Origin of the sequence: Sphingopyxis sp. Geo48, from assembly GCF_949769155.1 — a bacterium.
In the GTDB taxonomy this organism is placed as follows: Bacteria; Pseudomonadota; Alphaproteobacteria; order Sphingomonadales; family Sphingomonadaceae; genus Sphingopyxis.
Genome location: NZ_CATKPA010000001.1, coordinates 1,238,192 through 1,255,875, shown reverse-complemented (window position 1 = coordinate 1,255,875; position 17,684 = coordinate 1,238,192). Strand labels below are relative to the sequence as shown.

Here is a 17,684-nt window from a genome sequence, read left to right as displayed (position 1 = left end):
TTCCAGCTCTGTTCTTTTGATCGAGCTATGACCCGAGTTGATGATTCTGCCCTGTCGTTGTCCCTCGAGGTGGCACTGACCACCACACCGCACCGCCGATGACCCGCTACACCCTGCAAAAATCCGAGCTGCAAATTCGGGCTTGCGTGTCGGATTATCAGACATTATATCGCATTTAATGTAGTGAAATCGTGCGAGGCATGCATGGCGACAATCGCTCCTCCGCAGCCCGCGGCAACCGCGTTTCCCAAAGCCGACGCCATTAGGGCGTTGGTCGACGAACTGCTGCAAGTGGCCAGGGCTGAGGCACAGGTGCGCGGAATTGCCCTGCCTCCGGAAAACCCGAAGATCATCCAGGCGCCCGTGCCACTCGACTCCTTGTCCGTGGTCGACACGCTTTGCGCGGTGGAGCAGGTCCTCGACATCGAGCTTCGCGACAGCATCGTCCGCACCGGCGGCTACAATTCGATCGAGAAGGCGATTGACGACCTCCTCCCTAAGATCGAACGCGTCTGGGTTAAGAAGAAAGGGTCGAAGCCATGACCAATCTCGCACTCCGCCAGGAAGGCGACGAGCAGGAGCGGCGGCGCTTGGGCGACCGTCTGCGCGAAGCACGGAAATATCTCGGCCTCAAGCAGGAAGAAGTTGCTGCCTATCTCAAGATTCCCCGGACCGCGCTTACCGATATCGAGAATGGCCAGCGCCGCGTTGAAGCGATCGAACTGACGCGGCTTGCCCGTCTTTACCGCCAGTCGGTGGCCTATTTTACCGGCGAAGACGAGGCCTCCGCGAGCCTTCCCGCCGATGTCGCCCATCTGGCGCGACGCGTTGCGGCCTTGTCGACTGAGGACCGGGCCGAGCTGAGCCGGTTTGCCGAATATCTCCGCTCGCGGTCTGGCGGCGAACGGAGCTGATCGATGGCGTCGGATTATGCGAGCGCGGTTCGCGCTGGTACGATGGCAGCGGGCCGCCTGCATCGCGAACTCGATACGCGCGCACTGATCGAGACCCAAGGCGGCAGCGTCGATGTCTTCGGCGCGATCCATGCCGTGGGTCTACCCTTGCTGCTTCGTCCTCTGAAAGGCCTGCTCGGCGCCTATCTCAGCGCACCTGCTCCTGGCGTTCTCGTCACGACGGAACGACCGATGAGCATCCAGCGCTTCACGGCCGCGCACGAACTCGGGCATTTTTCGATGCGACACGAGCCGAGCCTCGACGATGAGAGCATCCTGCGCCGGATGCCGATGTCGCCCGAACCGGGAAACAACTTCGAGGAAACCGAAGCCGACGCCTTTGCGATCGCCTTCATGATGCCGAAATGGCTGGTGCTCGCGCACAGCGCGCGACAAGGATGGCAGATCGATCATTTCCGGCGCCCCAATGTCGTCTATCAGCTCTCGCTGCGGATCGGCGCCAGCTATGAGGCGACGTGCCGCACCCTGGTTCGCTACAATCTGATTTCGCCATCGGTGATGACCGACCTGCTCCGGACGCAGCCGCGCAGCCTGAAGGTCGATCTCCTCAAGGACTATCGGCCCGACAACTATCGCGGCGACGTCTGGCTGCTGACCGAGCGCGATGCCGGCTCGCGGATCGATGGCAGTCGCAATGATCTTTTCGTGCTGCAGCTCGAAGAACATAGCGGCGGTGGGTATCTCTGGGATCTCGACCAACTGATCGCCAGCGGCTTCGCCGTCGTTCGAGACGAGCGTGAGGCAATCGACGGCGATGGCATCGGTGGTCCCGTTGTCCGCCGTGTCACCGCGGCGCCCGATGCGCCGCGGCGCGGCCGCATGTCGCTCGACGAGCGGCGGCCGTGGCAGCCTGCGCCGGCCCTCACCAGCCTGACGCTCGATTTCGACCTCACCGGCCCGGAACAGACGGGCCTGTCGCGCGCCGAACGGCGGCACCTGCTCGAGGCCGCCTGACGCCCCATGATCGATATCGTCCGTGACCTTCGGCCGCTGTTCGGGCCTGCGCGCGATCAAGGCGCGCGGCCGACATGCCTCGCATTCGCCGCGAGCGACACCCACGCCGGGCTTCGCGACGGCTGGGCACCGCTGTCGTGTGAATTCGCCTTTTATGCCGCGCAGAAACGGGCGGGCAGACCGCCGACGAGCGGCGCACTGCTATCCACAATGCTGGACGCGCTACGGCTCGATGGCCAACCCGACGAGAAAGGCTGGCCGTATCTGGCAGCGGTTCCAGCCGATCATCGACTGTGGACGCCGCCGGCGACCGTTGGCCCGCTCTATGGCCGCAACGGACAGAGGGATGGAACCGACCTGTCATCCATCCTTGCCGCGCTGGATCGTGACACGCCGGTGCTCATGCTGACGATGCTGTCACGGTCTTTCTTCCAGCCGCGCGGTGATGGCGTCGTCGATCCGGCGAACGACGAACTCCCCGAGCCAGCGCAACGGCACGCGGTCGTCGCGGTCGGGCATGGAACCGTGGACGGCACCCCGGCCATTCTCATCCGCAACAGCTGGGGACCAGGTTGGGGCTTGGAAGGCCACGCCTGGCTTACTGAGCGCTTTCTAGCGCCGCGCCTTTTCGCCACGGCAAATTTGACGGAGGAAGTCGATGTATCTTCCCATACCGCCGCAGCCTGACTGCGTTGCTGGCTGGCGCGAGGCGGTCCGGCTCGTCGACCTCGCCACCGGACACCAGGCGCAGAATGTCGTCATCTCCGTGGCCGAGCCGACTGCGCGCGCAACACTCGCCGATCCCGTCGTGGCGGAAGTCGATGCCTTCCTTTCGGGCCATGGCAAGAAGCCCATCGAGACGGTCGCCAACACGATTTTTCCGGCAGCGCTGTACAGGCGCTACGGCGCGCCGCAATTCTTCGACCGGTTTCGCGACAACGTGCTGCCGAAGGTCCGGAGGTCGGGCGCTTGGTCGGGCTATTATTTCGAACGGATGATGGAATTGCCCCGCGCCGACGGCCAGCCAATCAATCAAATCTGGGGCATCGTCGAGCGCCTGCGCAACCCGAACGTCCGAGCGCTCAACAAATTCGAACTGCTGATCTTCGACCCCGCCCGCGACGTGAATGACTCGCCCTACGGCGGTCAGTGCCTGAGCTTTGCCAGTCTCAAGCTGATCGGCAAGGGCGACGATCGTCGCCTCGGCATGACCGCGCTCTACCGCAATCACTACTATATCGAAAAACTGCTCGGCAATCTGATCGGCCTCGGCCGTCTGCTCGAATTCATCGCCAAGGAAGGCGGGGTCGCGCTGGGTCCGCTCACGATCGTCTCGACCAACGCCACGGTCGACACCGCCAACTGGAACCGCGGCGATCTTAAGCAACTCTTTGAACGCTGCGATCAGGCGAGCGCACATCTCCGTGCTGCGGCGTGAGGCGCGCCCAACGGCAGTTCTAGCGGCTCATCGTTGTCATCCGCGACACCGTACAGGCTGAACATGCCCTCGATGAACTCGCGCTGCCCGCCGTAGCTCGGATGGCGGACCGCGGTGGTCGGAATGTCGAGACCGTCCAGCGCCAGGTGAGCGTCGCGCCCGATCGCGACGATCTGGCGGGGCCGGATCATTGACACGAGGGCTTGCAATATCGGCCAGGTCGCCTCGCGCTCGCTTCGCGTGTGGCATCGGTTCGACATCGGATCATCCGCTTCATGGGGATGGAACGGGAAAACGTTCCAGAGCATGACAGGCTGACCGATCCGCTCTAGCACACGCCAGACGATCGCCGCGGTGCGCTCCGCCACGGCGGGTCCCTGCGTCGCACGTTCAAATGCGATGCCGCCCATCAGCGTGCCGGCATGTCCGAGGTGAATTTCGTCGGTCAGCGGTACGCCCGTACGCCGCCCCCCGCGATAGCCGAGATCACGCGCGATCCAGATCGTTTCGACGCGATGATCAAGCGCCGCGGTGAGCAGCATTTCGAGATTGTCGCGGCGCCGGGCGGCGGCGTCGCTGCGGTCATGGACCGTGCAGCGATCGCGCCAGGGATTGAACACTGAGGGAAGTTCGGTCGCCGCCAGGGTGGACACAAAGGATTTCGGGGTCATGACGGCAATTCCTTGATACGCAGGCGGCGATTGGCGAAGTCGATCAGGACGCGGCCGCGCCGATGCTCCTGAAGGAAGCGGAAAGCCGTATAGCCCTGGAGGATCGCTTCCTCCCAAAGCCACAGCGGACAGCGTTCTGATTCGTAGCCGGCGACGAACTGGCGGACATGCTTCAGCATGTCCAGCGGAAGGCCACCGCGCTTCACGTTTTCAAAGTACCGGAGTTGCTGCGCTTGTCCGAAAATCCAGGAAGTTATGCCCTCTTCGATGAGAATCGCCCGAGCACCGTCTTCGGCGTCGTCGAGTTTCGGATCGCTCTTGCGCTTGAGACGGAGCAGCGCACGCAGCACTGGCGACCAGCCAAGCACCGCGACATAAGCGTAGTGAAAGACATCGTGGAAACGATAGTCGTCGGGTTCGAGCGCGTTGTCGGTGAGCCGGTCGCCGACATACACACCGCTTGAGCGTTGATACACGAATGTCTGCCCGCGAACGGTGCGTTCATAGACGTCGATCGCCATCCGCCGCGGCAATTGCTCTTCTGGGTCGAGCGCCGCATCGGTCGGCGCCGGATAGATGCGCTCGCGCGGCCAGCGATCGAAGATCTTGTGAAGATTCTTCACGGCGGCAGCCTCGATGGTAACACCGGATTCGTTTGCCGCCTGGATCAACCGGCGCATGACCGCGACCAGCCGGCCCGCGAGTGCTTCGCGGTCCTTCGCAAGACCGCCCGCCTGGAAATCGTTGATGAGCAGCCCAACGTCGCCTGCCAGCGCGAGCAGGCTATGCTCGAACTGCGGCATCGGTGCCTTGGCAAGCGGAATGTGCTGCGGCTGCAGCGCATGGAAACTGAGCGTTTCGTTGCCGCCCGTCTGCCATTGTCCGCCGTTTGTCGCCGCGGCGGCAGCGATGTCGCTGAGCGCCATGCGGCTGCGCCGTGCGATCGCCGCCAGATACCAAAGGACGTCACCAAGCTCTTCCGCGACGGCGTGAGCGTAACCCAGGTAGGAGGCATCGTCGCGCTGCTTTTTCTTGGCCTCACTGAGCAAGCTGCCGACTTCGCCGAAAAGGCCAAGCATCGAGAAGCCCAGTGCGCGGCCACCGCTGCGTTGATCAGTCCGCGCGGCCTGCTTCGCATAATCCGCAACAGTGAGAGCTTCGAAATCCTCGCTCATCGCCTGCCCTTCCGGCGATCCGATATCGCGTCTGCGGGGACGCTCACGCCATAGGCTTCAAGTGCCCGCAGTACGATCATCCGGATCGGCTCGCGGGAATCGAGCGACCGTTGACCGAGATCGCGTTTCGTAACGGCAGGAATCTGCACCTGAAGATGCTCGTCGCCGACATCGGTTTGCGCTGCGATATTTTTCATGAATCCATGAAAACATAATTTCATGAAAATAGAAAGCCCGAATCCTCCGGATCAGGAGACGCTCGGCCCGCTGCGCTGCCGCCCGAGTGTCCAGTTGATCCCGCCGTCGCGCATGATGCCCGAGACCGATTTACCGACATGGCGATCGAGAACAGAGCGCCACGGCACCAGCGTGAAATCGCGCGACCGTTCGATGAGCGCATGGCGACCACTCGTCATCTCGACTGCGCGCACGAGCCTGCCTTGAACAGCCTCCCCCTCTCTGGCCTCGGCGAACGGAACGCCTAACTTGTCGGAGAGCTGGCGGGCGACACGCAGCAATTCTCGCCGCTGGAGCGCGGCGAGCATCCCTCGCCGATAGACCGTCTGCCCATCCTGTTCGTCTGCAAGCTGTTCGGTGATCAGCCATTGCCGTCGCATCGCCTGCGCTGAACGAACCTCGTGCCCGAACCCAGCATCGCGCACTGGCACCGGCGCTTCGGCGACCAGCTCGCGATCGAGCCAGGTCGCGGCATCGGTTCCCGGTAATTTGTCGAGCGGGATCGCCGACAGGGTTTCAATGGCAACGGGGTGGTCGCGGAACTGCATGGCTTCGAACCTCTCGACCCTGGCGAGATGGTCCGGCGCGATGATCCAGCTTCCGTCGGGCTCGCGCTCGACGACGCCCGAGATTTTTCGCATCGCTTCAAGCCGCCGGACATGCGTTTCGGCGAAGCGTTCGCTGGCGGTCGGATCGTGCTTCAGATGGGCGTCGATCGAATAGCGCCCGCCGTTCGCCGCCGCGATCTCGTCGATCGTCCGATCGACGGCGCGAATGCCGCCCTCGCGTGGCGCGATCCGGACGATGGCATTTTCGGGGATCGTGTCGACCAGCTCGCCCTTGCCGATCTCGGCATAATGGGTGCGCCCGTCGATGCCGTCGACCAGCAGATAATGACGGTCTTCATGTTCGTCGGCGAGCCCGCGCATCACGACGCGGCCGATGATCGGCGTCGCCTCCTTCGCGACCGGGTCGTAGATGACGCGATCGACCGCAGCACGATCGAGCTTCCGCGCGGTCAGCTCGCGCTGCATGGTGCGGATGATGTCGCCGCGCTCGCCGATCTGGCGCAGTGTGTTCGCAAGGTCGGGCTCAAGCCGCCAGGTGCCGTTGCCGACATGCGAGGCGAGTCCCATGCGCCCGAGTTTCTGCAGGCGACCGACGCGAAGCGATTGCTGGAAGGGATCGCCATCGCTCGCGCTGACCAGCCGCGCGGTATCCATGTCGCGGATCAGCCGTCTGTCGATCGCGGTCAGCCGCTCGGCACCCGTATCGCTGCGAAGCCGCTCTTCGATTTCAAGGTCGGTGCGCGGCCCCAGGTCGAGGTTGACGATCTCGATCGCCCGCTGCCGGCTCCCGTGCGAGATATACTCGCGCGCGATCAGCAGATTCTCACCCCGATCGTTTACGCCGCGCACCACGATATGCGTGTGCGGATGGCCGGTATTGAAATGGTCGACCGCCACCCAATCGAGCTTTGTCCCAAGATCCTGCTCCATCTGCGTCATCAGCCGGCGCACGAACGGCTTCAAGTCGGGATACTGGTCGGCGTCCTCGGCCGACACGATGAACCGGAACTGGCGGCGGTCGCCGTCACACCGTTCGAGGAACGCCTTGCCATCGGCGACGTCGCTGTCGGGCGAGTAGAGCGCACCAGCCTCGCCCTCACGGGTCACGCCGTCGCGCTGAATATAGCGAAGGTGCGCCTTCGCACCGCCCATGCCTTTCCCGCCAAGGCCGACAGGCCGTATCTTGACGATCACGCGGCGCGACCGGAACGCGCCCAATCGGTCGCGCGATCTGAGCACCCGCGCAACACTCGCGCCGCGCCCGATCCGGCTGCCGTCGAAACGGCCGCGCCTGCCCGTTTTCATGCCGGCCCGCTTTGCCGCTTTCACGACGCGGCTCAGGTAGCGCTGCTCCTTGCCCCGGCCGCGCATCCGGCCCAGCTGCGGTTCGAACTCATCATCGCGCATAGCGGCGTCCTTCCATGCCGGAATGACGCTCCCCGCCGATAAGAATGGCGCGTCCTCGCCAGAGCGCAAGGAGTCTCGCGATTGGGATCGGAAAAGCCCAGAAAACCGCCACTCCTGGTAACCCTGTCTCGCACTCAAAGGGCGAGTCTCGCAAAAGCCTTCAAAAAACGATGTGCAGACAAACACTTACAAAATCGCGAGATTTTGCCTCTATCTTGCCATCGAGCCCGACTGCCACCTGCCGCCCCAGACGCCCGCTTTGCCTTCCCGCCTTCCCGATCAAAAAAGGGGAGCGGCGCCATGCGGCACCACTCCCGCGAACCTGCCCCTTCAACAGCGCATCGCCTTATTGCCAGCCTGCCTGTTCGGCCTGACGCAGCGCCCGATTGCACCGCTTCAGCCTCTTCTCAGCGGCCCTTAATTCGGCTTCGATCTGCCGCCGTTCTCCCGCGTCATCGCACCATGAAAGCTCCGCGCGAAGCTCCTCGATCTGTTGTTCAACCGACATCTCATCCTCCTGATACAAGCGAAAGATGAGCCATCGCCCGGCGGGGAGCGGGCGGGGTCAACCACCGCGCAGCGGCCGCGAAGCGGGCGACGGGGGAGCCGATTTTCTCGTCGCCGGAGTGGAGCGAAGCGGAACGCAGGTGGCGTGAAAATTGGGGGAACCGTCGATGGTTGAGGCGGTCCGTTCGCCGCCGGATACTCGGTGCTTGCTGAGCGGATTTCTTCCTCTCTGCAGGCCCGCAAGCGCGTTCCGGTGCAGGAAAAGGCCCACGCCAAGCCCTCAAGGCATGAGGAAAGCCCCGCGCCGGGTGACCGGCGCGGGGCCGATCCGGCTCAGTCGCCGGGGTTCCAGATAACGGCGAACGCGTCGTCGTCGTCCTGCCCGGCGGCGCGGCCGAGATTGGCGTAGAGGGTGCGGCCGCCAAGTTCGGGGGCCGACATGGCGAGGCGGACATATTCGCGCTGGCTCACCTCGCCGGTGCGGATCCAGCCGCCGCCCAGTTCGACGCCGTTCGACAGCACGCGGTAGTCGGGCTGGTCCCCGGTCTTACTGCGGTTGGGGATGATGGCGATCTCGGCATTGACCGAAAGCGTCTTCAAGGCGCCCCGGAACGAACCGTCGTTCTGGCGCTGGACATGACCGATTGAGGGCATTTCTCGTCTCCTTGCACATTCGCCCGACCCGATGCCGGGCGATGGGCGGACCGAAGGGACGGCCCTTGAGCGCGCTGCGAACCGCAGGCCGAAGCGAAGCGGAGGACCGGAAGCGCGGGGCTGATTTGGAGCGAAGCGGCCGCGAGGAGCGCCGCCAAAGCGGCGCGGGGAAATCAGTTCCGCGCGATGGTTTCGCGAGGCGCGCGGCCGTCCCAGGTCATGCGCCCAAGGAGCCGGCGACGGGTTGGTGAGACACGAAAGGACGAGATGCGCGCGCGGACAGGAAGCCCAGTCCGGCGTCTTTCCGGGAAGCCATGATTGCTTTCGCGGCCACGAGGCCGCGGCTATAGCCTCACGGCGATGAACGAAGGAACGACGATTGCGGGGCAGATCGAACGGCTGATCGTGCGGCTGGACGGCGCGGCGGTGTGCGATGCCTGCGTGACTGACCGGCTCAACCTGTCGGTTACCGCACAGGCCAATGTCGTCACCTGCGCGCTCGGCGGCACGCGCGGATTCGAGCGGCAGAAGGACGAATGCACGTTATGCGGAAGCGCCCGGACGGTGATCCGCCGCACCGCCCGGTAGGTCAGGCGGCAGGGGTTTTCGGCACGCGAGCGCGCAGTGCGGCGCGATTTGGGCTAGTTGCCGTCGCCCGCGAGCGCGCGCGACAGCGCCTCGTTGGTCGCGTCGATCTCGATGCGGTCTGCGAAAATCGCGCACCAGCCGCCACCGAACTCCCCGATGCGGGGCTTGGAACAGGTCATGGCCCATTCAAAGCCGATCGGCCCCTTGGCGAGCGTTTCGGGGCAACATCGCTGGATCACCACCGCGATGGCAGCGGCATCGAAATCGTCCATGCTGGCGAAACACACGATCCGCGCGGATGGATCGTCGGGGCAGGTTTCAGCGATGAAATCGGCTCCGATGGTGGGAAATTCGGGATCGTTGAACGCCTCGCGAAACCCGCTCCACCGCGCGTTCGCATCGTCCGGCGGAAAGGCTGCGAGCAGCGCCGCGCTCGGCGGATCGGGCGCGTCGTCATTCGCTAGCGCGTAGCCAGCGTTTGCGACTTCCTCGATCAGCGCGCACTCGGCGGCGGTGCAGCGAAAGGCGAAGCTGCCCTGAATCCAGATGTCAGCCATTGCTCGCCTCCTCCCGTTCGGGCGTGATGACAAGCGGGGGCACCGCGAAGTCGGCCGCATCGAAATGCGCGATGATCGCCGCATAGCTGCCCAATCGCTCGGCGGTGCAGCGCCCCATGAGGATATAGTCGTCCTCGTCGGCAGCGTAGCTTTGCGGTTCGCCGCTGCCGGTGAACACGGTGCGTTCCGCACCCCACTGGCAGGCATAGGCGCCCGACCAGCGCGCGAAGAAAAGCCCATGCGCGATGCAGAAGGCTTCGAGTCCCTCGAACCGCCCCCAGGCGACCTCGTGCGCCATGAGCGCCAAGGGCTCGCCCTCGGGCAGATCGCCGAGCGCGAAGGGTTCGCCGTCCCATTCGGTGGACAGCCCTTCGTTCGCGATGGCCTCGGCGAAGGCGGGAAGCTGGCTGGCGGGGAGCGTCCCGCCGATGGTGATGGATGCCGAAACACGGTCGGCCATGACAAGTCTCCTGTCTGAAATCCGCGCCGCGAGGGCCGCTTGCGGCCGAGCGGCGCGGCGATTTTATGGGGGACGGAACGGGCGGCGGGTGCGCCGCCGCCCGTCCAGTTTCATGCGGCTTCGCGCTCGGGCTGTTCCTGCGGCTCGGCCTTGGCAGGGGCCGGAAGCGCAATCACCGCGCCGGGGCCGGTCGGTTCCGGCTCGCGGTCGGGGCGCGCCGCGAGCACCTTGGCATGAGCCGCGACGGTGCCGACGCCGCCGCGCGCCGTATAGGTAGCGGGCGGGAACGCCATCCATTTCGGCACCCAACCCTCGACCTTGGGCCGCCCGTTCGCACCCTCCAGATGGTCGCGGACGATGCGCTTCAAGACCTTGCCCGGTTCCTTCGCATTGGCGGCGGCGACAGGTTCGCCCGCCACCTCGGCGACGATGCGGGTCAGCACCTCCTTGTCGCGGACACACTCGAAAAAGGCGTCGTCGGCCTGCCAGTAGCGGGCCATATCGACGCCGATCTCGCCGCCGACCGCCTCGATGGCGGCGCTGCCGCTGGCGAGCGTTTCGCCCATGACGATGACGATCACGTCCATTACGGCGCGGTCGGGCACGTCGAGCAAGCGCAGGAACACGCCGACCAGTCCGAAGTCGTCGCCGTTGCCGCCTGTGACGGTCGGTTCCTCGGGCGAGAAGCCGAGAAGGTCCAATACGGCGCGGCGCTTCGCGTCGAAGTCGGTTTCCGCGCGGCAAGTTTCGACGCTTTCGCGCACATCGTCGTTGCGCGCGGTCTGCGGCTCGGGCTTGACCGTCCACAGTGGCGACCCGACGATGACATGGGCGACCATCAAGCGCAGCGCGACCTTGGGATGACGGGTCAGCGAGGCGCGGACAGCGGCATGACGGTGCAGGTTGATATAGGTCTGCATCGTGCTCGTCACTTCGGGGCGCGGCACTTTGGGGCCGGTTTCGATTGCCTCGCCGCGTTCGAGCCGCTTGGCCTCCTTGCTCGTCACATAGCCTTCGTGGACCTCGACCTCGCCGCTTTCGCGCACATCTATATACACGCGCCCGCCCTTGCGCTTGGGTGCCTTGGCGAACTCATAGCGGTAGAAATATTCGCCGGGCGGGACGATCACCACGTCGAACCATCCGGCATCCAGATAGTCCTCCTTGCGCGCGTCGATTACGGCGTTCTGCGCGGTCCAGAACGCGTCGGCATCTGCAAAATAGCGGTCTTCGCCGAACAGATCGGCGACGATCGCAAGGCCGCTCGCATCGACGTCGAACAGGGCATGTTCGACCTTGATCGACTGCCCGCCGAACAGCCATGCCTTCAATTGCTGGCCGGTCGGGCAATAGGCGTCGTCATCGTCGTAGAGCGCCAGCCATGCCTTCTGCTGCTGCTTGCTCGCCAGCGTCAGATGCCGGACGGTCGCCGCGTTGATCTTCTCCTTGCGGTAAAGATCGCGGATGCGCGGAAGCAGGTTGCCGAGCGCTAGGATACGCTTCACGCCAAGCTCGGGAATGCCGAACGTCGCGGAGATATCCGCAATGTCGCGGCCCTCCTTGACCAGCCGTGCGAAGGTTTCCCATCGCGTCACCTCGTCGGGATCGAGCCGGGTGTTCTCGAGAAGCGATGCCTCGATGGCGTCGGCGTCGTCCCCGGCGTCGAGGATGGCGACGGGAAGCGGGCCGTGGTCGATGCCCTCGACAAGCGCGATGGCGTTCGCCGTCCAGCGCCGCCGCCCGGCGACGATTTCGTGGACGCCATTATCGTTGCCCGCCTGCGGGCGCACGATCAGCGGCACGATGACACCGCGCTTGCGGATCGAGGGCAGAATGTCGCCCACGTCCGGGGGCTTGGGTCCGTGCCGCATGTTCACCTTGGACGGAACCAGCTTGCTATGGTCGATAAAGTCGAGTTTCATTGGTCTGCTCCTTCTGGAGCGCCGGTCCCGTTTGTCTTGCTGGATGGGCGGGACCGGCACTCAATGCGGCGAAACGCGCCGCGCGTCATCCGGCCCCTCGATCATCAAGAGGCGGCGGAAGCTCGTTGCCGTTCCGGCTATCGGTGATGCGGCGAAGTTCGGCTTCGGCCAGAACGATTGCACCCATGCGCCGCGCGGTATCGGACCATAGCGAAAGCGGGGCCAGCGGCTCGAAATGCTCGTCGCGCTCGATGAACAGGCCGAAGGGCAAGCGGACGCCCGCAATCTCGGTAAGCGAGAACACGCCCATTTCCGGGCATCCGAACCCCAAGTCGGCGAGGCCGAACAGCGTGTCTCCATCGTCGTAAAGCTCGGTGGCGATCCACGTCGCCGCGCCGACCGGATTGAAGAATTTGACCACCGGGAACGGGTCGAACCGTTCGTCGCGCTGCTCGTGGAGGCGGCTGGCGCGCGCATTCGCGCGCAGCGCCGAAAGGATCGCATGGGGGAGCGTAATCATGCCGCTTCCCTCCCTTCGTCCTGCGTCTCGGCGTAGCGGGCAAGCAGCCAATCGGCGGCCTTGCTCGCCTGACTGGCCGCGCGAAAGATCGCGCGATTGTCCTCGCGCAGCACGTCGAGCCATGATGCCAGATAATCGGCGTGACGAACGGTCGGCACGATGCCGAGCGCGGCGCAAAGGAAGGCCGATCCCATCTCGGCGATCAATTCTTCGCGCGCATAGTCCTTGCTGCCGAACGCATTGCGCAGATTGCGATTGAGGCGCGACGGGTGGCCGCTGGCATGACAGAGTTCGTGCAGCGCCGTCCGGTAGAAATTGATCTGTTCGTGGAAGGCCGGTTGCGGGGGCACCTGCACATAGTCGGCGCTCGGGACATAGTAGGCCTTGTCCCCACCGATGCGGAAATCGACGCCCGATGCCGCAATGACCGCTTCGGCGATCGGCACGACTTGGCGTTCGGGAAGCGGTGCGGGGTCGGTGGCAAGGCCGGGGCGCAAGCCTTCGCACTGTGCGACGTTGAACACGGTGAAGCGTTTGAGGAACGGCACCGCGCGGGCTTCGCCGCCGGTCTGGCGCGCGCGTTCCTTCTCGGCTTCGGGGGTGAAGCGGTCGGCATAGACAACCCTTGTCCCGCGCTCGCCTTTCCTGACATTGCCGCCCGCCTCCAAGGCTTGGCGGAAGGTCAGCCACGATTGCGACGGATAGCCGTTCTCGATCACTGCTCCCCACAGGATCAGGACATTGACGCCGCTGTAATTGCGGCTGGTGAGCCCGTTGCGCGGGAGGCCGGGGGCGGCGGAGAAGCCTTGACCATTGGGGCGGCCCCAAGGCTGGACCCAAGGGAAGCGGCCCGCCTCAAGTTCGGAAACAATGCGGCCCGTCACCTCGTCGTAAAGATTGGCGCGCTCCGCCGGGGGCTGGCGTTTGCTGCCCTCTGCGCGCGCGCGTTGGCTGCCGGTCTGGTGCATGGCTATCCTCCAATGCCGCCCCAAAAACCCCAGGGCCTCCCCCGGAGCGGGGGTGGGCGGCGAATTGCGACCTGCCGGGCGCGGCCAGGAGGCGGTCCGCACCCGCAGGGCCGAAATGCAATGGAGGAGCCGGACCCGAGCGCAGTCGAAGGCCGGCTTGCGGGACGCCGGGCCGGGCCCAGAAGGGAGCGCCGCCCACCCGCGCGACGAGGGGAAGGCCCAACGAAAAATGCCGCCGCGCCGGTCAGGCGCGGCGACGACAGGCCGGAGCAAGGCTCCGGCATCCCGCCAGTCCGATCGTCACCTTTGGCCGGGACGCGCGAAGCGTGGCCCGGTGGAGCTTGGCGAACGGATGTGAGCCTAGCGGAATAGAGCGGCGGTCGCGCCGCAGGCGCGAGGCGCCTGAAAACCCGGATGCGTCAGGTCAGACCCTGCCGTCTTGAAGCACTCTCGTCGTGGTCGCCATGCGCGCGGTGACACGAGGAGCGAGCACTCGGCCCACTGGCCCCAACAGATCAACCGTGCAGCGGGGATCCGTTCGAACCGGTGCAAGCGGTCATCGCGGGCAACAGGCTCATCATGGCGGCACCGGCGATGATGATCGCGCCGACCGCCGCGGCGATGCCGGTCGCGGTCGGCCCCGCACCGCCGAGCTGCATCAGGCTGGAGACGACACTGCCGCCGGCGATCCCGGCGGGCACGGCGAAGAGAAGCGCGATCGCTCCGCGAAGCGGAACGGGCAACCGCGACGCGATGAGCATGCGTCCGATCAGCAAGACCGCGACGCCGACGACGAGGCCGAGAAGCAGACCGAGCAACGGCCCCAGTTCGCCACCCCCCGCCCACAGAAATGCGGCCGCACCGAGCCCGACCGGGAGTGCGAAGACGGCGAGCCGGAACATCGCCCAGGCGAAGAGGACGATGCCGGTGGCGGACAGGATCAGACCGAGCAACATCACGACCAACTCCATAGGCTCGGAACATAGCAGAAACACGATTCGGCATGAAGCCCCGATCGGCTCGCACTATGGGCGGTCTGGCGCGTTCTTCTCGGGCGACGTCGATCGCAGCGCGACGAACAGCGTGGCCGCACCGGCTTCGCTCCGGCCGGCAGGGGGCCGGTCGCCGATCGCGAAGAAGATGGCATTGACGGTACGCGGCGTTGCACTGGCGGCCGTGACAGCCGACCGGGAATTGACGGGCACTCCGGCGACGCTCGCGAGATAGGCGCGGGTCTCACCGGGCAGCGCGCGGCCGGTCCGCACGTGCTCGGCATAGCGTGCCGGTCCCGCGTTATAGGCTGCGAACAGTCCGGGATAACCGAAGCGGTCATACATCAGACGAAGATAGAGCGTCCCCGCCAATATGTTGTCGCGCGGGCTATGGGGATCACGTCCGAGCCCGAGCCGCGCGCGCATTTCGGACCAGGTGCCGGGCATGAGCTGCATCAGTCCCATCGCGCCGGCGTGGCTGGTAATCGGGCGCCCGTCCAGCACCGTGCGCCCGCCGCTCTCGGCGCGCATGACGCGCTCGATCCATTCTACCGGCACGCCGAAACGCGCCGAGGCTGCCTCGATATAGGGCCGCCAGTGAACGACCGACTGCGCGTCAGCCGGTGCCGCCGCCAGCAGCGCCAGGGCGGTGATGGCGACCCTCAGCCCAGCCACAGCAGTCGCACCTCGCCGATGACGTCGCCGCGCGATGTCGGTCCGAAATAACGCCCATCGAACGAATCCGGGCTGTCCATCAGCAGGAACAATGCGCCCGAACGCAACATCACGCAGCCATTCCACCACGGCATCGGACGGTCGCGGCCATCGGCTTCGCGGCGTTCGGCCACCGGGTGGCCGTTGACATAGATCTCCCGCCCGCGCGCACAGACGCGATCGCCGGGCGCGGCCGCGACGCGCTTGACCAGCGGGATATTGATCGGAATGTAGCGCCGCTCGGCGGCGAGCCGGCGCCAGCGGTCGGGCACCCGGACCAGCACCATGTCGCCCGATGCGATGTCCTGCCGTCCGCTGACGGCATAGAGACCGATCGGCGCGCTGGCCGATGCGTTCCAGACCAGCCACGGCGTTGGCGGCAGCGCGATCGTGGTCGCCAGCGCGGCCGCGCCGAGACCGATCAGCGCGGTGGGTTTAGCCGGCAGACGGGAGGGTAGCAGCCTAGCCATTGCCTCCCTCCCGCATGTTCGCGCGCGACCAGGCCTCGATATCGTCGATATGGTAGCGCCAGACGGTGCCATGCTTTCGGCACGGCGGGCCGCGCCGCTCCCGGCGCATCTTCTTGAGCGTGTCCCCCGCGAGACCGAGATGGAACGCGGCCTGCTTGGTTGTCAGAAACGGGCAATGCTCGCGTGCCCGCCGAGCGCGCTCCGCGGCCGACGACGCCGTGGCTCCACCGTCCACAGCGGATGAATCCGCCTCGATCCGTGTTCGCGCGCCGCCGCCTGCTTCGGGGTTTGGATCGTGTGTCATGAGTGCAGCGCCCGGTCCGACGAACCCGCGTTACCCGCCGATCAGGCCCGCACGCGCGGCTTCCTGTTCGGCGACATAGGCATCCAGCATGTCGGCCTGGCCGGGGAGCAGCGCGTCGATCGCAGGGAGGCCGTCGATATCGTCCCGGTGAAGCAGCACGGACGGGCACTGGCCTTCGACATTGCCGAGATTGGGGCGATGCTGGGCATAGCCGATGAGCGCGGCCAGATCGGGATCGAACGCTCGAGCGATGGCGGGCGGATAGACGAGATACTGATTCTCGAACGTCCGCAGCCATCCGAGGCAATAGGAGGTGATGACCGCGCGGCGCACATGATCGGACTGGTTAGCGCCGGCACCATGCAGGATCGATCCGAGGAACAGCAGCGCGGAGCCGGGTGGCATTTCGGCGGCGACCGGACGTGCATCGCCCGGTTGCGATGCCGCATCGTGATGGCTGCCCGGCCAGACCAGCGTCGCGCCACTCTCCAGCGTGAACGGATCGATCGGCCAGATGACGTTGATCTGATAGTGCATCCCGGTCTTGACGCCGCCCCAGAGATCCTGGTCGCGGTGCGGCACCTGCGCGAGCGCGCCGGGATGGATTTCGATCGCCTGGGTGAGGTTGAGAACGATACGATCGCACCATTCCCCGAGCACCGTTTCGGCGATACCGCGGATGATCGGGTGCAGCACAAGGCCGGCGATATGCCGTGAACGCCGCAACAACGCGCCAAAGCGCTTGGTGCGGGCTCCGTAGAATCCGCCTTCGCAAAAGGGCGTGGCGACGAAGCGCGGTGCGAGTTCGGCTTCGAGCGCGGTGATTAGCTCGGTCGGCACGGCGTTATCGACAATGACATAACCGTCGGCGAGCAGCATCGCGGCGAGGCGGGCGGGGTCGTGCATCGCCATTCCCTTCACGCGGCTCTTGCCGCCGCATCGGGAGTGATCGCACCCGGTACATAGATGCCGTTCGACGCCAGCAGCGCAGGCGTACCGGCGCAGATCTCGATGCGGAACGCTCCAAGGAACGCGCCATCGATGCGGCGCGCGGGGCCGAGCGGCGCTGCGCGCCAGCCCATCGCCAAAACCTCCTCGCGAAAAGCAGCGGTCACGACGCCGGTTAGCATGGTGATTCCGCTGCCGAGCGCATGATCGACCATCGCCGAGATGAGCCGGTTGCGGACACGCAGGCGTCCGGGGGCGCCCAATCGTTGCGGCAGGCAAAGTCGCGTAATCTCGCGAACCTGCTCCCCCCGGGGCGCATCGCACTCGCAGAGCGACGCGAAACGATCGGCGAGAAGATGTGCGCCCTCTGTCGATAGCAGCCGCATCGACCCCTGGTGAATGCAGCCATCGTCGGTGGCGATCAGATAGACCGCCTTGTCGCCGTCATAGCTGTCGATTTCATAGCGGCCGCCGACGACCGGAACATCCCAGCCCAGCAGATCGACGAACAGGGTCTTGCGGTCCTCGAACATCGAGGCGGCGCGCGCATCGGTAAGCGAGCACCCTTTGACAATATGGATCATGGCAGTAGCTCCCGTTCAAATTGAACAGTCGCGAAGGGAGCAGAGATGAAGGGCTCAAACAGTCGTCAATA

Annotated in this window: 23 protein-coding genes; 6 read left to right on the top strand and 17 right to left on the bottom strand. The window is 65.4% G+C overall.

The genetic code is table 11. The features are described 5' to 3' along the window. Nucleotides 1–204 precede the first annotated feature (204 nt). The 5 genes from QOL79_RS06450 to QOL79_RS06430 are packed head-to-tail and all read left to right on the top strand — an operon-like array spanning nt 205 to nt 3,366. A complete protein-coding gene (locus tag QOL79_RS06450; RefSeq protein WP_017499939.1) occupies nt 205–543 on the top strand; it encodes a hypothetical protein in 339 nt (112 codons plus the stop codon). Then, nucleotides 540–914, top strand: a complete 375-nt coding sequence (locus QOL79_RS06445) for a helix-turn-helix domain-containing protein (protein ID WP_017499940.1) — start codon at nt 540–542, stop codon at nt 912–914. Before QOL79_RS06450 ends, QOL79_RS06445 begins: the two co-directional genes overlap by 4 nt. Nucleotides 915–917: 3 nt before the next feature. After that, the gene (locus QOL79_RS06440) at nt 918–1,928 is read left to right on the top strand and encodes an ImmA/IrrE family metallo-endopeptidase (protein WP_017499941.1); all 1,011 of its coding nucleotides are present in this window, start codon (nt 918–920) and stop codon (nt 1,926–1,928) included. A gap of 6 nt (nt 1,929–1,934) precedes the next feature. Further along, nucleotides 1,935–2,615 carry a C1 family peptidase gene (locus QOL79_RS06435; RefSeq protein WP_017499942.1) on the top strand — a complete coding sequence of 227 codons (681 nt, stop codon included), beginning with the start codon at nt 1,935–1,937 and terminating at the stop codon, nt 2,613–2,615. After that, nucleotides 2,587–3,366, top strand: a complete 780-nt coding sequence (locus QOL79_RS06430; RefSeq protein ID WP_017499943.1) for a thymidylate synthase family protein — start codon at nt 2,587–2,589, stop codon at nt 3,364–3,366. The genes QOL79_RS06435 and QOL79_RS06430 overlap by 29 nt, the downstream gene beginning before the upstream one ends. Here the strand turns inward: QOL79_RS06430 and QOL79_RS06425 are convergent. From QOL79_RS06425 to QOL79_RS06400, 6 genes are all read right to left on the bottom strand, one after another. Continuing rightward, nucleotides 3,333–4,037: a uracil-DNA glycosylase gene (locus QOL79_RS06425; RefSeq protein ID WP_017499944.1), complete on the bottom strand. Its 705-nt coding sequence runs from the start codon at nt 4,035–4,037 to the stop codon at nt 3,333–3,335. The two genes, QOL79_RS06430 and QOL79_RS06425, sit on opposite strands and share 34 nt — an antisense overlap. After that, a complete protein-coding gene (locus QOL79_RS06420) occupies nt 4,034–5,212 on the bottom strand; it encodes a nucleoside triphosphate pyrophosphohydrolase family protein (RefSeq protein WP_017499945.1) in 1,179 nt (392 codons plus the stop codon). Before QOL79_RS06420 ends, QOL79_RS06425 begins: the two co-directional genes overlap by 4 nt. Further along, entirely contained in the window at nt 5,209–5,433 is a 225-nt protein-coding gene (locus QOL79_RS06415) for a hypothetical protein (RefSeq protein WP_231726911.1), read from the bottom strand. Before QOL79_RS06415 ends, QOL79_RS06420 begins: the two co-directional genes overlap by 4 nt. 27 nt (nt 5,434–5,460) lie before the next feature. Then, the gene (gene rlxS, locus QOL79_RS06410; protein WP_017499947.1) at nt 5,461–7,425 is read right to left on the bottom strand and encodes a relaxase/mobilization nuclease RlxS; all 1,965 of its coding nucleotides are present in this window, start codon (nt 7,423–7,425) and stop codon (nt 5,461–5,463) included. 346 nt (nt 7,426–7,771) lie between these two features. Next, entirely contained in the window at nt 7,772–7,933 is a 162-nt protein-coding gene (locus tag QOL79_RS06405) for a hypothetical protein (RefSeq protein ID WP_168196079.1), read from the bottom strand. Nucleotides 7,934–8,265: 332 nt separating this feature from the next. Next, complete coding sequence (locus QOL79_RS06400; RefSeq protein ID WP_017499949.1) at nt 8,266–8,586, bottom strand: DUF736 domain-containing protein; 321 nt, start codon at nt 8,584–8,586, stop codon at nt 8,266–8,268. 360 nt (nt 8,587–8,946) lie between these two features. Here QOL79_RS06400 and QOL79_RS06395 point away from each other — a divergent pair, with 360 nt between their 5' ends. Further along, complete coding sequence (locus tag QOL79_RS06395; protein WP_017499950.1) at nt 8,947–9,174, top strand: hypothetical protein; 228 nt, start codon at nt 8,947–8,949, stop codon at nt 9,172–9,174. 53 nt (nt 9,175–9,227) lie between these two features. Here the strand turns inward: QOL79_RS06395 and QOL79_RS06390 are convergent, their stop codons facing one another. The 11 genes from QOL79_RS06390 to QOL79_RS06340 form a co-directional block, all read right to left on the bottom strand. Continuing rightward, nucleotides 9,228–9,731, bottom strand: a complete 504-nt coding sequence (locus QOL79_RS06390; protein ID WP_017499951.1) for a hypothetical protein — start codon at nt 9,729–9,731, stop codon at nt 9,228–9,230. Then, nucleotides 9,724–10,191, bottom strand: coding sequence for a hypothetical protein (locus QOL79_RS06385; RefSeq protein ID WP_017499952.1), 468 nt, complete (start codon nt 10,189–10,191; stop codon nt 9,724–9,726). The genes QOL79_RS06390 and QOL79_RS06385 overlap by 8 nt, the downstream gene beginning before the upstream one ends. 110 nt (nt 10,192–10,301) lie before the next feature. Beyond that, nucleotides 10,302–12,113 carry a ParB/RepB/Spo0J family partition protein gene (locus QOL79_RS06380; RefSeq protein ID WP_017499953.1) on the bottom strand — a complete coding sequence of 604 codons (1,812 nt, stop codon included), beginning with the start codon at nt 12,111–12,113 and terminating at the stop codon, nt 10,302–10,304. A gap of 85 nt (nt 12,114–12,198) precedes the next feature. Then, complete coding sequence (locus QOL79_RS06375) at nt 12,199–12,633, bottom strand: DUF2958 domain-containing protein (RefSeq protein ID WP_017499954.1); 435 nt, start codon at nt 12,631–12,633, stop codon at nt 12,199–12,201. Next, on the bottom strand, nt 12,630–13,601 hold the full coding sequence (locus tag QOL79_RS06370; protein ID WP_017499955.1) for an ArdC family protein: 972 nt from the start codon (nt 13,599–13,601) through the stop codon (nt 12,630–12,632). Before QOL79_RS06370 ends, QOL79_RS06375 begins: the two co-directional genes overlap by 4 nt. A gap of 515 nt (nt 13,602–14,116) precedes the next feature. Continuing rightward, nucleotides 14,117–14,560: a hypothetical protein gene (locus QOL79_RS06365; protein ID WP_136175471.1), complete on the bottom strand. Its 444-nt coding sequence runs from the start codon at nt 14,558–14,560 to the stop codon at nt 14,117–14,119. Between the two features lie 66 nt (nt 14,561–14,626). Further along, entirely contained in the window at nt 14,627–15,268 is a 642-nt protein-coding gene (locus QOL79_RS06360) for a lytic transglycosylase domain-containing protein (RefSeq protein ID WP_017499957.1), read from the bottom strand. After that, nucleotides 15,256–15,777, bottom strand: a complete 522-nt coding sequence (locus tag QOL79_RS06355) for a S26 family signal peptidase (RefSeq protein WP_017499958.1) — start codon at nt 15,775–15,777, stop codon at nt 15,256–15,258. Before QOL79_RS06355 ends, QOL79_RS06360 begins: the two co-directional genes overlap by 13 nt. After that, nucleotides 15,770–16,081 carry a helix-turn-helix domain-containing protein gene (locus tag QOL79_RS06350; RefSeq protein WP_081095412.1) on the bottom strand — a complete coding sequence of 104 codons (312 nt, stop codon included), beginning with the start codon at nt 16,079–16,081 and terminating at the stop codon, nt 15,770–15,772. Before QOL79_RS06350 ends, QOL79_RS06355 begins: the two co-directional genes overlap by 8 nt. Before the next feature lie 30 nt (nt 16,082–16,111). Next, entirely contained in the window at nt 16,112–16,993 is an 882-nt protein-coding gene (locus QOL79_RS06345) for a phytanoyl-CoA dioxygenase family protein (RefSeq protein WP_017499960.1), read from the bottom strand. Nucleotides 16,994–16,998: 5 nt separating this feature from the next. Next, nucleotides 16,999–17,613, bottom strand: coding sequence for an acyl-homoserine-lactone synthase (locus QOL79_RS06340; protein WP_017499961.1), 615 nt, complete (start codon nt 17,611–17,613; stop codon nt 16,999–17,001). Between the last annotated feature and the right edge of the window lie 71 nt (nt 17,614–17,684).

Excerpts from the sequence above, each read along its gene's own strand:
- QOL79_RS06375 (WP_017499954.1), bottom strand. The coding sequence starts at position 12,633 with ATGATTACGCTCCCCCATGCGATCCTTTCGGCGCTGCGCGCGAATGCG.
- QOL79_RS06445 (WP_017499940.1), top strand. The coding sequence starts at position 540 with ATGACCAATCTCGCACTCCGCCAGGAAGGCGACGAGCAGGAGCGGCGG.
- QOL79_RS06340 (WP_017499961.1), bottom strand. The coding sequence starts at position 17,613 with ATGATCCATATTGTCAAAGGGTGCTCGCTTACCGATGCGCGCGCCGCC.
- QOL79_RS06370 (WP_017499955.1), bottom strand. The coding sequence starts at position 13,601 with ATGCACCAGACCGGCAGCCAACGCGCGCGCGCAGAGGGCAGCAAACGC.
- rlxS (WP_017499947.1), bottom strand. The coding sequence starts at position 7,425 with ATGCGCGATGATGAGTTCGAACCGCAGCTGGGCCGGATGCGCGGCCGG.
- QOL79_RS06440 (WP_017499941.1), top strand. The coding sequence starts at position 918 with ATGGCGTCGGATTATGCGAGCGCGGTTCGCGCTGGTACGATGGCAGCG.
- QOL79_RS06355 (WP_017499958.1), bottom strand. The coding sequence starts at position 15,777 with ATGGCTAGGCTGCTACCCTCCCGTCTGCCGGCTAAACCCACCGCGCTG.
- QOL79_RS06345 (WP_017499960.1), bottom strand. The coding sequence starts at position 16,993 with ATGGCGATGCACGACCCCGCCCGCCTCGCCGCGATGCTGCTCGCCGAC.
- QOL79_RS06400 (WP_017499949.1), bottom strand. The coding sequence starts at position 8,586 with ATGCCCTCAATCGGTCATGTCCAGCGCCAGAACGACGGTTCGTTCCGG.
- QOL79_RS06390 (WP_017499951.1), bottom strand. The coding sequence starts at position 9,731 with ATGGCTGACATCTGGATTCAGGGCAGCTTCGCCTTTCGCTGCACCGCC.
- QOL79_RS06350 (WP_081095412.1), bottom strand. The coding sequence starts at position 16,081 with ATGACACACGATCCAAACCCCGAAGCAGGCGGCGGCGCGCGAACACGG.
- QOL79_RS06405 (WP_168196079.1), bottom strand. The coding sequence starts at position 7,933 with ATGTCGGTTGAACAACAGATCGAGGAGCTTCGCGCGGAGCTTTCATGG.
- QOL79_RS06450 (WP_017499939.1), top strand. The coding sequence starts at position 205 with ATGGCGACAATCGCTCCTCCGCAGCCCGCGGCAACCGCGTTTCCCAAA.
- QOL79_RS06415 (WP_231726911.1), bottom strand. The coding sequence starts at position 5,433 with ATGAAATTATGTTTTCATGGATTCATGAAAAATATCGCAGCGCAAACC.
- QOL79_RS06395 (WP_017499950.1), top strand. The coding sequence starts at position 8,947 with ATGAACGAAGGAACGACGATTGCGGGGCAGATCGAACGGCTGATCGTG.
- QOL79_RS06430 (WP_017499943.1), top strand. The coding sequence starts at position 2,587 with ATGTATCTTCCCATACCGCCGCAGCCTGACTGCGTTGCTGGCTGGCGC.
- QOL79_RS06435 (WP_017499942.1), top strand. The coding sequence starts at position 1,935 with ATGATCGATATCGTCCGTGACCTTCGGCCGCTGTTCGGGCCTGCGCGC.
- QOL79_RS06380 (WP_017499953.1), bottom strand. The coding sequence starts at position 12,113 with ATGAAACTCGACTTTATCGACCATAGCAAGCTGGTTCCGTCCAAGGTG.
- QOL79_RS06425 (WP_017499944.1), bottom strand. The coding sequence starts at position 4,037 with ATGACCCCGAAATCCTTTGTGTCCACCCTGGCGGCGACCGAACTTCCC.
- QOL79_RS06420 (WP_017499945.1), bottom strand. The coding sequence starts at position 5,212 with ATGAGCGAGGATTTCGAAGCTCTCACTGTTGCGGATTATGCGAAGCAG.
- QOL79_RS06385 (WP_017499952.1), bottom strand. The coding sequence starts at position 10,191 with ATGGCCGACCGTGTTTCGGCATCCATCACCATCGGCGGGACGCTCCCC.